General features: G+C 62.3%; 12 protein-coding genes. 7 read left to right on the top strand and 5 right to left on the bottom strand.

What is annotated here, in order from left to right; all coding sequences use genetic code 11:
• Nucleotides 1-3: 3 nt before the first annotated feature.
• Nucleotides 4-1,590 (bottom strand): hypothetical protein, encoded by a 1,587-nt coding sequence (locus tag HNQ40_RS11045; RefSeq protein WP_184677892.1) that lies wholly within the window; start codon nucleotides 1,588-1,590, stop codon nucleotides 4-6.
• Nucleotides 1,591-1,658: 68 nt separating this feature from the next.
• Between HNQ40_RS11045 and leuS the strand changes: the two genes are divergently transcribed.
• From leuS to HNQ40_RS11010, 7 genes are all read left to right on the top strand, one after another.
• Nucleotides 1,659-4,583, top strand: coding sequence for a leucine--tRNA ligase (leuS, locus tag HNQ40_RS11040; protein WP_184677891.1), 2,925 nt, complete (start codon nucleotides 1,659-1,661; stop codon nucleotides 4,581-4,583).
• Between the two features lie 148 nt (nucleotides 4,584-4,731).
• Nucleotides 4,732-5,340 (top strand): hypothetical protein, encoded by a 609-nt coding sequence (locus HNQ40_RS11035; protein WP_184677890.1) that lies wholly within the window; start codon nucleotides 4,732-4,734, stop codon nucleotides 5,338-5,340.
• A 77-nt stretch (nucleotides 5,341-5,417) separates the two neighbouring features.
• Nucleotides 5,418-6,527, top strand: coding sequence for an alkene reductase (locus tag HNQ40_RS11030; RefSeq protein ID WP_184677889.1), 1,110 nt, complete (start codon nucleotides 5,418-5,420; stop codon nucleotides 6,525-6,527).
• Between the two features lie 233 nt (nucleotides 6,528-6,760).
• A complete protein-coding gene (locus HNQ40_RS11025; RefSeq protein WP_221435492.1) occupies nucleotides 6,761-7,243 on the top strand; it encodes a hypothetical protein in 483 nt (160 codons plus the stop codon).
• Nucleotides 7,244-7,263: 20 nt separating this feature from the next.
• On the top strand, nucleotides 7,264-7,890 hold the full coding sequence (locus HNQ40_RS11020) for an anthranilate synthase component II (RefSeq protein WP_184677887.1): 627 nt from the start codon (nucleotides 7,264-7,266) through the stop codon (nucleotides 7,888-7,890).
• An 83-nt stretch (nucleotides 7,891-7,973) separates the two neighbouring features.
• On the top strand, nucleotides 7,974-9,632 hold the full coding sequence (locus HNQ40_RS11015; RefSeq protein ID WP_184677886.1) for a sulfatase family protein: 1,659 nt from the start codon (nucleotides 7,974-7,976) through the stop codon (nucleotides 9,630-9,632).
• Nucleotides 9,633-9,704: 72 nt separating this feature from the next.
• Entirely contained in the window at nucleotides 9,705-10,367 is a 663-nt protein-coding gene (locus tag HNQ40_RS11010; protein ID WP_184677885.1) for a nitroreductase family protein, read from the top strand.
• Nucleotides 10,368-10,893: 526 nt separating this feature from the next.
• On the opposite strand, the gene HNQ40_RS11005 is transcribed toward HNQ40_RS11010, so the two are convergent.
• The 4 genes from HNQ40_RS11005 to fliW all read right to left on the bottom strand — a co-directional run bounded on the left by HNQ40_RS11005 (nucleotide 10,894) and on the right by fliW (nucleotide 14,014).
• A complete protein-coding gene (locus tag HNQ40_RS11005; protein WP_184677884.1) occupies nucleotides 10,894-11,412 on the bottom strand; it encodes a tetratricopeptide repeat protein in 519 nt (172 codons plus the stop codon).
• 57 nt (nucleotides 11,413-11,469) lie between these two features.
• Nucleotides 11,470-12,933 (bottom strand): flagellin N-terminal helical domain-containing protein, encoded by a 1,464-nt coding sequence (locus HNQ40_RS11000; protein WP_184677883.1) that lies wholly within the window; start codon nucleotides 12,931-12,933, stop codon nucleotides 11,470-11,472.
• Nucleotides 12,934-13,143: 210 nt separating this feature from the next.
• On the bottom strand, nucleotides 13,144-13,386 hold the full coding sequence (gene csrA, locus HNQ40_RS10995) for a carbon storage regulator CsrA (protein WP_184677882.1): 243 nt from the start codon (nucleotides 13,384-13,386) through the stop codon (nucleotides 13,144-13,146).
• A gap of 160 nt (nucleotides 13,387-13,546) precedes the next feature.
• The gene (gene fliW, locus HNQ40_RS10990) at nucleotides 13,547-14,014 is read right to left on the bottom strand and encodes a flagellar assembly protein FliW (RefSeq protein WP_184677881.1); all 468 of its coding nucleotides are present in this window, start codon (nucleotides 14,012-14,014) and stop codon (nucleotides 13,547-13,549) included.
• Nucleotides 14,015-14,175: the final 161 nt, after the last annotated feature.

Raw genomic sequence — 14,175 nt, 5'->3', positions numbered from 1 at the left:
CGGCTATTCCCCGGACTGCGCTTTGGCGCGCTGCTCAAGAAACGTCTTGGCGGGGATCGGGAACAGCAGCAGCAGCAGGACATCGCGGTGGGATTTGATCAGCTCGCCGCAGTCGCGGTAGAGCTTGGCGATGTCGGTATCCGGAACGCGGTCGGCGGGTCGGCCGTGGAAAGGCGGCTTGCCGTCGGACACCGCGGCGAGCACCTGCGGGTCGACCGGGCCGGGTAGTTTGCCGTAGTGGCCCATCATGACGTCGCGGAACTGCTGGCTCACGATGCGGTACGGCTTGCCCTGGATCACGTTGAACGCCGCCTGCGTCCCGACAATCTGGCTGGTCGGCGTGACCAGCGGCAGGTAGCCCGCGGCCTTGCGCACCCGCGGCACCTCTTCGAGGATGGCGGGGAGCTGGTCGAGCTGGCCCTGCTCTTTGAGCTGGTTGTGCAGGTTCGAGATCATGCCGCCGGGGATCTGGCCCTCGAGCTGGGACTTGTCGATCGCGGGGTAGCCCTGCGGCTCCATGATGCCCTGCTCGATCAGGTCGATCGCTTCGTCGCAGGATGCTTTGTCTCGTTTCTTGAGCAGAGCGATGGCCTGCTTGACCTTCTCCCGCACCTCGGCGGTCGGCTCGGCGGGCCAGGATCGGCCGGCGTGGTCGGGGTCTTTGTCGACCTCACGCAGTTCTTCCCGGATCTCGCGGAGCTTCGCGTCGATCTCGGGTGCAGTCGAGAAATCGACGTTGGTCTCCATGCCCAACTCATCGGCGAAGTACTTGATGAGCTCGGCCGGGGGCTGGGCGGTGCCGTGGGCCATCGGGCCGTAGCAGGTGTCGAGGTGATCGACGCCGGCCATCATGGCGACGACGTAGCTCGCGGTGGCCAGGCCGTTGGTGCAGTGGCTGTGCATCGTGAGTTCGACGGCGGGGAACTCCTGCTTGATCGCCTCGATCAGTTCCCAGGCATCGGACGGATGCAGCAGGCCGGCCATGTCCTTGATCGCCAGCGAGTCGGCCCCGGCCTCGATGACCCGCCGGGCGAAGCTGATGAAGTGCTGGCGGTCGTGCACCGGGCTGACGGTGTAGGACATCGCCGCCTCGGCGTGGCCGTTGTAGGTCTTGGTCGCCATGATCGCGGTGACCAGGTTCCGGTGGTCGTTGAGGGCATCGAAGATGCGCATGCGGTGCGTGTTGACGACCAGCTCCGTGGGCGAGAAAGCCTCGGCCGCGGTCGCCAGATTGAAACGCTTGGGCGTGCCGGTGCGGATGGCTTCCTTGAGAAACTCGCTGACCACGTTGTCGGGGTACGGCGTGTAGCCAAAGAGGTTCTGCCCCCGGCAGAGCGAACGGATCTGGATCGGCCGATCGGTCTCGTCGAGGCAGGCCCGCAGTTGTTCGAGGCGCTCAAACGGGTCGTCCCCGGTGAACCGCAGCGACGAGTCGAGCACCGCCCCGCCCCAGAGCTCCAGGATCGAGTACCCGCTGTCACGGATCAGCGGCAGCACCCGCAGCGACTGCTCGGTCGACATCCGCGTGGCCAGCAGCGATTGGTGGCCGTCACGGAGGGAGCAGTCGATGAGGGAGATGCGGTCGGGCATGTGAGCATGATATCGCCTGTTCGGGTGGAAATACGGCCCCCCGCTCAGCCGGTAAACTGAGCGGTCCCATGAAATACGATTTCCAACAGATCGAAGCCAAGTGGCAGGCCCGCTGGGCCCAGGACCAGACCTTCCACGTCGGGAACCCCGGCGACGAGGGCTTTGACGCCAGCAAGCCCAAGTTCTTCTGCATGGACATGTTCCCCTACCCCTCGGGCGTCGGGCTGCACGTCGGCCACCCGCTGGGCTTCATCGCCACCGACATCGTCGCCCGGTACAAGCGGGCCCACGGCTTCAACGTCCTGCACCCCATGGGCTTCGACGCCTTCGGCCTGCCCGCCGAGCAGTACGCCATCGAGACCAACGTCCACCCCCGGATCACCACCGAGGCCAACATCGAGAACATGGTCAAGCAGCTCAAGCGGCTGGGCATGGCTTACGACTGGGACCGCAGCTTCGCCACGACCGACCCCGAGTACGTCAAGTGGACCCAGTGGATCTTCCTCCAGATGTTCCACAGCTACTACGACCCGCTGCAGAACAAGGCGCTGCCGATCGCGCACCTGATCGAGAAGCTCCAGGGCGAGGACTACTACATCACGTTCAACGGCGACCTCACCTGGTCGGGCATCGATGAGGACATGGAAGCCATCGCTGGGGAACGCATCGGCGTGCACAAGTGGCACGAGCTCGACGCCGACCAGCAGCGGCGGCTGCTGGATGAGTACCGCCTGGCTTTCCTTGCGGACGTCGAGGTGAACTGGTGCCCGCAGCTCGGCACCGTGCTGGCCAACGAAGAAGTGACCAACGACGGCAAGTCCGAGCGTGGCAACTTCCCGGTGTACAAACGGCCGCTGAAGCAGTGGATGCTGCGCATCACCGCGTATGCCGATCGACTGATCGAAGACTTGGACGACGTCGCATGGCCCGAGCCGATCAAGCTGCTGCAGCGCAACTGGATCGGCAAGTCGATCGGCGCGGAAGTCGATTTCTCGGTTGCACCTTTAGCCCCCGGCTTTGCCGGGGAGCGCGACACAACCGACCCCCCGGCAAATCCGGGGGCTAACGACGAAACGATCACCGTCTTCACGACCCGCCCCGACACGCTGTTCGGCGCGACCTACATGGTCCTCGCCCCGGAGCACGACTTGGTCGACGTGATCACCACGCCCGAGCAGGCCGAGGCCGTGAAGGCTTATCAGGCCGATGCCGCGGCGAAGACAAGCGTCGACCGCCAGGCCGACAAGGAAAAGACCGGCGTCTTCACCGGCGCCTACGCCACCAACCCCGTCAACGGCGAGTCGATCCCGATCTGGATCGCCGACTACGTCATGATGGGCTACGGCACCGGCGCAATCATGGCGGTGCCCGCGCACGATGAGCGCGACCACGCCTTTGCCGTGAAGTTCGAATTGCCGATCATCGAGGTCGTGCAATCCCCCGCCGACCACGACATCCAGGCCCAGGCCTGGACCGGCGACGGCGACCTGGTGAACTCCGCCAACGACGACGTCTCGCTCAACGCCAAACCCGTTGCCGAGGCCAAGAAGCTCATCACCGATTGGCTCTCCTCGAAGGGTCAAGGCAAGGCCAAGGTGCAGTATCGCCTACGCGACTGGCTGTTCAGCCGACAACGTTACTGGGGCGAGCCGTTCCCGATTCTGCACGGGCCCGATGGCGAGCTGCGGGCCGTGGATGTGGCCGACCTGCCGGTGAACCTGCCGGAGATGGAAGACTTCAAGCCGCGCGGCACGGACGATCCGGATGCGCCGCCTCAGCCCCCGCTCGGCCGTGCGGGCGACGACTGGAAGACCGTCTCGATCGACGGCGTCGAGTACACCCGCGAGCTCAACACCATGCCCAACTGGGCCGGCTCGTGCTGGTACTACCTGCGCTACCTCGACCCGAAGAACGCCGACGCACTCGTGGGCGAGGCGGCCGAGAAGTACTGGATGCTCAGCGAGAAATCCTCCGGCGGGTATCACGCCGGCGGGGTCGACCTCTACATCGGCGGCGTCGAACACGCCGTGCTCCACCTGCTCTACGCCCGGTTCTGGCACAAGGTCCTCTTCGACCTCGGCCACGTCTCCACACCCGAACCCTTCGGCAAGCTGTTCAGCCAGGGCTACATCCAGGAAGACGCGTTCCGTGACGAAAGAGATGTGTATGTCGATGCGTTCTCAGTCGTAGATGAAAACGGCAAAAAGGCCTTCGATCTCGACCGCCGCGAACGAGAATCCGCGAAATTCTTCTTCGATGGCAAGCCTGTGAAACGGGTCTACGGAAAAATGGGTAAATCACTGAAAAATGCGATTGCCCCAGACGATGTCTGCGAAGAGTACGGCGCGGATACGCTTCGCTTGTATGAGATGTATATGGGGCCGCTGGAGCAGTCCAAGCCCTGGAACACCCAAGACATGGTCGGCGTCCACCGCTTCCTCAACCGCCTCTGGCGCAACTTCGTCAACGAAGACACCGGCGAGTCGCTGATCGACAACCACGACGCCCCGGACGACCTGCTGCGTCTGACCCACAAGACCATCAAGCGTGTCACCGACGCGATGGAGTCGATGAGCTTCAACGTCGCCATCGCGGCGCTGATTGAGCTCAACAACGCGCTGGTGCCGCTCGAGCGCGTGCCGCGGTTCACCGCCGCGGCGATGCTGCAGATGCTCGCCCCCATGGCGCCGCACGTCGCCGAGGAACTCTGGGAGCGGCTGCCCCACGCCACAGACCACACGCCCAAGGACACCATCGCCGACGCCGGCTGGCCCCTGTACTCCGAGAGCCTGCTCGTCGAAGACACCATCGAATACCCCGTGCAGGTCATGGGCAAGATGCGGGGCAAAGTCACCGTCCCCGCCGACGCCGACGAAGACGCCATCGTCGAAGCCGCGAAGGCCGAGGAGAACGTCGCGGTCCACCTCGAGGGCAAAACAATCCGCAAGGTCATCGTCGTCCCCGGCCGCATGGTGAACCTGATCGCCAACTGATCCGCGTAAAATTCCTTGCGATCGTCTAGGTCGTAACTCAATAGCCGGGACGCTACGCGTCCCCGGCCATCCCATGCCGCGACCAGCGATACGTAGCGCCGCGGCTATGATCAGTGTGCCACATGTCCTTCAACTGCAGAGATGTCCCATGCGTGAAGACGAAGACATCTACGAACTCAGCGAAGAAGATGCGCTCGACGACACCCCGTCCGCCTCGGGCGAGTACGAGCTCGGCGAAGTCTCCGACAACCCGCCCCGCGGCGACCTCGAGATCATCATGCACCCCGCCCGCTATTGCCGTGCGTGCGGGTTCGATCTCACCCTCGTTGAGGTCAGCCCCTGCCCCGGCTGCGAAAAAGAGTTCGACCCGAACGACGACTCCACCACCCGCGACACCCCCCTGCCCACGCAGGACAACTTCTTCCTCCAGAAACCCCGCGTCGCCGGCTACGGCCTGCTCGCCTGGTTCATCCTTGGCCGGCCGATCATCCACTTCGTCGGCGACAGCCTCGGCGGACGCTTCGCCGATGTCGTCCTCGCCTTCGGCATTCTCGCCCTCACGCCGTGGATCCTCATCGGCGTGGTGCTCGCCCTCGAAACGATCGAGGAACACCACAACCCCAAGCTCGTAGTCACGCTCCCCCTCGGCGCCGCCTTCGGCATCCTGCTCACCGTCGGCCTCCACCCCGCGATCATCCTGATCGGGGCGATCGTCGGGGCGTTTGCGGGGTTCATCCGCACGTGGCGTGAGGCCTGACCGCCCGTGTTGTTAAATGTATGGAAAATTCCGAGGCCCCTGCCTACCATGGCCGCGTCCTTTCCCGGAGATTCACCATGGCCTCGCCGTCCGATCCGCCGCTGTTCTCGTCTTACCAACTTGGCCCGATGACGCTCAAAAACCGTGTCGTCATGGCCCCCATGACCCGCTGCCGATCCACCCTCCCCGGCGAGATCCCCAACGCCCTCAACGCCACCTACTACGCCCAGCGCAGCACCGCCGGCCTGATCATCAGCGAAGCGACCCACATCAACCCCGGCGGCCTCGGCTACCACGCCATGCCCGGCATCTACTCCGACGCCCAGCGCGACGGCTGGAAGCTCGTCACCGACGCGGTCCACGAAGCGGGCAGCCTCATCTTCGCCCAGCTCTTCCACGCCGGCCGAGCCACCGTGCCCGAGCTATTGCCCGAAGGGATGGGCCCCGTCGGCCCCTCGCCGATCCCCATCCCCAACGGCGAACGCCACACTCCGCAGGGCAAAAAGCCCATGCCCACGCCCCACGAACTGACGCCCGAGGAGATCGAGCAGCTTGTCGTCGACCACCGCCACGCCGCCGAGATCGCCAAAGCCGCGGGCTTTGACGGCGTCCAGCTCCACGGCGCCAACGGCTTCATCATCAACGACTTCCTCAAAGACGCCTCCAACCAGCGCACCGACGCCTACGGCGGCACCCTCGAAAAACGCATGCGTTTCCCGATGGCCGTGCTCGATCAGCTCATCGACGTCTTCGGCCCCGAACGCGTCGGCATCCGCCTCTCCCCCCTGGGCGAACACAACGGCATCCGCGACTCGGACATCCTCGGACACTTCACCGAGATCTTCCAGGCCCTCGACGCCAAGAACCTGGGCCACCTCGAAGTCCTCGGAGCCCCCTGGACCGGCGAAAAGAACGACCAGGTCAACGCCGCCGCCCGCGCCAACTTCTCCAACACCTTGATCTTCAACCACGCCTACGACGCCCAGCGCGCCCACGACGAACTGGCCGCCAACGCCTGCGACCTCATCAGCTTCGGCAAGCCCTACATCGCCAACCCCGATCTCCCCGAACGCCTCCGCCTCGGCCACCCGCTCAACGAGTTGGCCGATCCGTACACGCTCTACAACGTCGATGCGGGCGAGCGCGGATACACCGATTACCCGACGATGGACGCGGCGAACGCGTAGTTTTTCGAGCGACACCTATTTTCGCTGCGCATCAGAATTGCCAGATACTCCAAGCTTGTCGACTCTAGATCATTCCGTGACTACACAACCGGCTTGAGTTATCTTCGGTTCTTATGCCAATCCGGGAAGACCGCCCGCACCCAAGCAAAGACGCCTCGTTCTCTGACTATCAGCGTGGGGCTGAGGTCCGTGACAAATATTGCAAAGGCTGTGGTTACAACCTTCGGGGGCTTATGAGTGGCGAGTGCCCGGAATGCGGCTTACCGTTCAGCCTGACAAATCCCCGGACGTATCTGACCTCGGATCAACTCGGACAGAACAAGCTCAACAAAGCAGTGCCCACTCATCGGGCCTGGAATTTCCTGGGATCAATCGCCTTAGCCTGGATCGTGCCATACGGGCTCGGCTTCCTCATTGCATTGGGATTCAGCCCCTCGACATCATCATCGCCAAACGATCTTGTGGAAATGGGCTGCTGCCTTTACATCGTTTTCGACCCGGTAACCATAGTGGTTGCCACGGTCTGCATGCTTAATGCACTGATGCCACAGCGGATTAATGGTGTCGCAGCGAACATTTTGGCTGGAGCCTTATTCGGCGGCGTACTCATGGCGGGACAGTTGATTCTAATTGCCGGCTTCAGCCCTCTCGTCTTGGCGCTTGGGATCGTGGTCGGCCTCCCAGCGGGTCTGTGGCGGGCCCACCAACAGACCTGATGCCTCCGTATAATCCCCTCATGATCCTCCTCATCGACAACTACGACAGCTTCACCTACAACCTCGTCCAGCGCCTCGGCGAGATCGACGCGTCGCTGGACCTCCGCGTGGTCCGCAACGACAAGATCACGCCGGAAGAAGCGCTCGAGATGAACCCGGACCACGTGATCATCTCGCCCGGGCCGTGCACACCGCGTGAGGCTGGGGTGAGCTGCGACATCATCGACGCCTTCGCCGGCCGTGTTCCACTGATGGGCGTCTGCCTCGGGCACCAGTCCATTGGCCACAAGTTCGGCATGACCGTCGACCGCCACACCAAGCTCATGCACGGCAAGACCAGCCCCATCCAACACGACGGGCAGGGCCTCTTCGCCGGCCTCTCCAACCCCTTCACCGCCACCCGCTACCACAGCCTGGTCATCCTCAAAGACACCTTCGATTCCGACCACTTCGACATCACCGCCTGGTGCGAAGACGACGGCCAGAACGTCATCATGGGTCTGCGTGCCAAGCCCGGCAGCCTCCCCCACGGCGACGCCCCGCTCGAAGGCGTGCAGTTCCACCCCGAAAGTTTCCTCACCGTCGAAGGGCCGCAGTTGCTGACGAATTTCCTGGAAATGAAGGCGCCCGAACTTTCGCAGGCCTAACCCCAGCCTTCGCTGGCAAATCTTGTCCCGCCTCAACATCACGGCGTTCAAATTGAGCAACAAGTCGATTACTGGAGCAGAAAATGCGAGTCTGCAGCTATGTCCTATGCTTGATCGCGTTTTCACTTGCCGCCCAAGCTCCAGCTTTTGCCGATGGCGCGAGCGACCCGCCCAACATCCTTTTCATCATGAGCGACGACCACTGCGCTCGGGCGATCGGTGCTTATCAGGGGCGGCTCGCACCGCTCAACCCGACGCCCACCCTCGACGCGCTGGCTGCAGAAGGCATGCGATTCGATCGCGTGTTCTGTACCAACTCGATCTGCACGCCCAGCCGCGCGACGATCTTGACCGGGCAATACTCCCACACCAACGGGGTTTACGATCTTTACGACGTCCTGCCCGGCGAGCAGCACACCCTTCCGCGAGACATGAGGGCCGCCGGCTACACCACGGCCGTGATCGGAAAGTGGCACCTCAAGTCGTCGCCGAACCACTTTGATTACTTCGGCGTGATCGCGGGCCAGGGCCGATACATGAACCCCACGCTGCACGTCAGCGAAGGCGGCGAGCTCCGCACGATCCGATACGACAGCACCCTGTCACGAGAAGTGGCGGTGGTCGACACCCAGGGCCATTCGTCCGACGTGCTGACCGATTTGTCGCTGGAATGGCTCGATCAAAAGCGTGACAAGACCAAGCCGTTCTTTCTGATGCATCATTTCAAGGCACCCCACGACAAATTCATCTATGCCCCGAGATACGAACCGTATCTCGGGGACACCCATATACCCGAACCCGACAACCTCTACGACCAGCCGGGGCCAAATTTTGGCTCGGTCGCCACTCGCGGAGTCGACGACGAACTGGTCGGCGTCATCGGATCGACCGTTTCGCCTTCGCCCACAAAACGAAACTTAGCCCGGCACTACCGTAAACAGATCGAAGAAGACCTCGGGCGAACGGACCTGACTGACGCGGAAATGACCCGCGAGACCCATCAGCGATACGTCCGCGAGTACCTGCGTTGTGTCAAAGGGATCGACGACAACCTCAAACGGCTCTTGGATTACCTCGAAGACAACGGCCTCGCCGACAACACGATCGTGATCTACACCAGCGACCAGGGGATGCTGTTGGGGGAGCACGACTTTATTGATAAGCGGTGGATGTACGAGGAATCGATCCGGATGCCGTTGATCGTGCGTTGGCCGGGCGTGGTGCAACCGGGCAGTACGAACGATTGGCTGATCAACAACACGGATTACGCAGTAACGCTGCTGGATATCGCGGGCATCGCCAAGCCTCAAAAGATGCAGGGCCGAAGCTTCGCCGACGCGTTGGAAAACAAGCCCAAGCCAGACGACTGGCGCACAGGCACCTACTACCGTTACTGGATGCACATGGCCCACGGCCACAACAACCCCGCCCACTTCGGCATCCGCACCGAGCGCTACAAACTCATCTTCTTCTATGGCATGGACTACACCGACACCCACAACGGCAAGCAGGTCGAAGGGCGTGAAGGCAATCGCTACTGGGCGAACACGCCCGCCGCCTGGGAGTTTTACGACTTACTCAATGATCCTCATGAGATGGATAACCGCTACGACGACCCGGCCTATCGTGAGGTGATCCATGAACTAAAAGCTCAACTCAAGACCGAACGCCAAGCCATCGGGGACACAGATGCCGAGAACCCTCGAATCAAAGCTATCATCACGGAGCACTGGGATCGGTGACAAAATCCAACCGTGGATGACTCACCACCGACACCGATCCCCGCCGTATCGTGTAGCCGATTTCTGATAACCATGAATAACGAAGCCGAAAATAACGCCCCCGAAATCGTTGGCTCAACGATACGCTCGAGAGCCACATTCAAAGTCTTCGGCGACCCCGCCAACCCGATTCAATTCTCAACAGAAGCGGCCGAGCGTAACAACACCGCCGTATTGGATTCGCTTCGCACCGCGGGTTGGGCACCGTTTCATCATGCGCGGGAGGTGGACGGGTTGGCGGAGCCCTGGCGGGCGCATGTGTTGTGGCATGAGCAGTGCCAGCAATTTGCACCGAAAATGCGGGACTGGTTCCCGGAGATGAAGCCGACCAACAAGATCCCGCCGATGATGTACGGGTGTGGGGCGTTAGTGCTGGTGACTTGGCTGCCGCAGGCGGGCGACAACCCCGCCCCCGCGCAGCGTGCGATCGATGAGGAACACATCGCGGCCACCGGGGCGATGGTTCAGAACCTGCTTTTGCTGCTCACCGCCCACGGCATGGGTACCTACTGGTCCAGCGGCGGTCAACTCGGCTCGGCGAAGTTCCTCGAAACCATCGGCGCGGGTAGCAACGAAAAACTTCTCGCCGCGGTATTTATCGAGTACCCCGAAACGCTCAACGACGATAAACCCCGCAAGCCCGGCAAGCACCGCGACCGGCGGTCGGATGGGTGGATACGAGAAGTCACCGTCTAACGTATCTCATACCGATCATTGGAATCAGTCCATAACGCCATTTCTATTTGGAACACTTTTATGAATTCAACAAGAGACGATTGGATTGAGAATCGTATTCTTTGGCGTCTGGGAAAAAATAACTTAGCTGAACACCCATCCATAATCACAGGCTCTATCCCGTTCGATCTTGTATCCGAGGTCTCAATCCGTTTCCCAGAATTACAGATAGGCCGCCCGGTAATAGCTTTCTCTGAACAAAATCGGTGGACTGTCTTGACTACAGAGCTGATCGCATCTCACCACTCAGGTGAAACTCAGGCAATGAACATCCACAACGGCTTTAATATCAATAGTCATCTCAAGGAACTTCCACAACACGAGATTTCAAACGCAAAACTTAAGCTTCAGTTTCTCACTCTTGTCGCCCCCGACTCAAGAAGCATCACAGTCTGGAGCCCAAAGGGGCCTCCATGTTTCGCACTTTGGAACATCTTATTGATGTTTCCTTTTGATTAGCGATCTCTTATCAAGTGCCTATACGACTTTAAGCCGCGTCGCGGAGGTCGCGGGTGATGGATTGGAGCAGGTCGGACGCTTCTTCGTGACCCGGCTCAATCCGCAGGGCCTGGGCCAACGCTGCGGCAGCGTCGTCGAGCAGGCCCATGGTCTGGAGCGAACGGCCGAGCATGTAGAGGGCGGGGACGAGGTAGGGCTGGAGGCGTAGCGCCGCGCGGTAGCACTCGCTGGCCTCGGCGTGGCGGTCGCCGGCGGCGCAGGAGACGCCGAGGTTGAACCACCAGATCGGCTGGGTGTCGTCCAACTCGATCGACCGACGCAGCAGCGACAACGCATCGAACACATGCCCGCCGCGGTGGGCGGCGAGGCCCAGCAGGTGGACCGCGGTTGGGTGGTTCGGGTCGATGCGCAGGACCTGCCTGCAGAGGCGTTCGGCCTTTCGCCACTTCTTGGCTTCCAACGCCCGGGCCGCCTCAAACAAAACCCCGTCGCCGGCGTTGCGCACGGCGTCGGGGACGAGGGTCGGGGCGGTGAAGGGTTCGGACATGGGTAACCCCAAAGGGGCCCCGGGTCATTGGCCCGGGGTTAAAGTTAAGCCTTCGGCTTAGCCGAGCAGCGAGAGCACGTTCTGGGCGTTGCTGTTGGCGATACCCAGGGTCGAGGTGCCGGCCTGTTGCAGGATCTGGGCCCGGGTGAGCTCGGCGGTCTGCTGGGCGAAGTCGGTGTCGCGGATCGAGCTCTCCGAAGCAGTGAGGTTTTCGAGCGTGATCGCGGTGGACCGTACGGCGGTCTGCAGGGTGTTGCGTTCGAAGGCCCCGAGCCGACCGCGGAGTTGAGCGATCTGGTCGATGGACTTGTCGATGATCTCCGAGGCTTCGCGGGTCTTGCCCGCGACCAGCGAGTTGTCGCCGCCGGTGGAGATCGAGTTGAGGAAGCCCGAGGCGGTGTCGCCCAGGTTGCTGGCGGCGACGGATTGGATGCCGAAACCGACCTGTTGCAGGGAGTTGACCTGCGGGCCGATCTGGAAGTTGGCCCCGCCGCCGGTGACGGTGAAGCTGTAGGGCGTGCCGGTGACCTGGGCGGCGCCGGAGGTCAGCGTCAGGCCGAGGTTGATGGTATTGGTGTTGAGGGTGATGTCCAGGCCGTCGCCGAGGGCGAGGTTGCCGTTGACCAGGGACAGGACGTCTGCGCCCTCGTCACGGTTGATCTGGCTGCCGCCCTGAGCGTCGAAGGTGTCGAAGAAGTCGCCGTCGTCGAGCTTGCGGACCGAGACGAACGAACTGGTGCCGTAGCCTTCAGATTCGAAGAGCAGGCCGGAGGTCTGGTTGGTCGCCGAAGCGAGGCGAGCGGTAACACCCGTCGCGTCGCGGACATTATTGACCGCGGCGGCCACGGCCGAGAGGGCCGTGCCCGAAGCGAAGTTGAACACCTGCACGCCGCGGCTGCCTTGAAGTTCGAAGCTGACGCTGGAGAGCAGTGCCCCGGGAGCACCGGCGGTGTTGCCCGAGAGGAACAGGGTGCCCTTCTCGGCGGAGTTGATGACTTCGACCTGGACGTTGATGTTGTCGTCCAGCCCGAAGTTGGCCCCGAAGACGTTGATGTCGCTGATCTGGCTGGTGACCACGCCCGAGTCGAGGTAGTCGAGGCTGCCGTTGAGCAGCTTGAGGCCGGCGAAACTGGTGGTGTTGCTGATGCGGGTGATGGACTCGACGGCCGAGTCGATCTCGAGCTGGTTGGCCTCGATCTCTTCGGGGCTGAAGGCCCCGGTGTTGGCGGCCTCGATGGTCAACGCCTTGATCTGGGTGAGCAGCGTGCTGATCTCTTGCAACGCGCCTTCGGTGGTGGCGATGACGTTGGTGGCCCGCTCGGCGTTATCGATGGCCTGCGTGGCGCCTTGGATCTCGCTCCGCAACCGCTCGGACACGATCAGGCCGGCGGGGTTGTCGGCCCCGCGGTTGATCTGCAACCCGGTGCTGAGCCGTTGCAGGCTGGTTTCCAGGTCGCGGTTGGTCCGCGCGAGGTTGTTCTGAGCAATGAGCGAAGAAACGTTGGTGTTAATCCGAGACATCGACAATCCTCCTTGATTGTCTACCGGGTTGGTGTCATCGCCGGTTTGGCGTGGCTACCGTGGGCTGAACTTCCCTGTCGCCCTGACCCGTGAGGGTGAGTTTGTGCTGATCCGGTTCCGAAAGACTCCAGGCCTGGCCGTGTTGCCCGCGACGCGCGGGGCGGCTCGAGGGACGAGCCGAACTGTTGACGGGATGGGCCGAGTGTTGGTTCACGCGGGGCGCTGCTTGCGTTTGATGTGTTGGTCCAGGCCGTTGATGTCGTCGAGCTGGACGTTGGCGGCCTCGGCGTTCTCGCGTTGGATCGCTTCGTAGACTTCTTTGCGGTGGACCTGGATGGTCCGCGGGGCGTTGATCCCCAAGCGGACCTTGTCGCCGCGGATGTCGACGACGGTGATCTCCACCTCGTCGCCGATCATGATGGTTTCGTCGCGTTGCCGGGATAGCACCAGCATAGGGTTTGGCTCCTTCCGTGGGCCGTGACGCGACACGTCCGTGTGTCGCGGGGGAGGGTTGAATCAAGAGTCGGGATTTAACGTTTAGGTTGTCCATGACTTCAAAACGTCGTTTCCAATCGGAGGAGTACTGCGTGCAAACTCCCCGTCTGCCTGGGTCTCAGGCGGACATCGCCGTGGGCGCTTCCTGGTGCAGCTCGATGAGCGGCACGCGGGTGGTGAACCGGCGGTCGCTGAGCACGAGCTGCTCGCCGCACCGGCTGGCGACGTTGATCACCAGCGGGCCCTGGAGGTTGCCGGTGAGCACGTTGCCGCGTTTGTTGACGATGACGAACACCTGGGCGTCGTCGATCGAGCTCAGGCCCAGGCCCAGCATCTGCTCGGGGTGGATCGGCACCTTGTAGGTCGAGACGAACAGGGTGGGGTCGGTGACGACGAACGCCAACTCGGGCAGGTCGATCGATTGCAGCCACCAGAAGTTGCTCTCTTCGTTGGGCCGACTCTGGTCGCCCGATTCGATCAGCACATAGTCCTGGTACTTGGGGAAACCCAACAACCCTTTGGGGAAGTTGAGCACCCGGGTGTCCTCGACTTCGACTTCTCCGAAACGTGTGGTCTGAATCTTCATCGTCTGGGGTCCTTCACGGCTGGCGTCCTGCTTCTGAGTTTCCCGCGTGGTTTGGATCATCGGTTTGTTGAGATCGATCCGGTTTGCGGTCGCGGCGTCCTGCCGCTTGTATTTCTGCGATCAGCTCGGTTAGCCGTGGAACCGAACCGCCGCGCATGTTT

It is taken from the genome of Algisphaera agarilytica, from assembly GCF_014207595.1.
Lineage (GTDB): Bacteria > Planctomycetota > Phycisphaerae > Phycisphaerales > Phycisphaeraceae > Algisphaera > Algisphaera agarilytica.
This window is presented reverse-complemented; position numbering and strand designations above follow the sequence as displayed.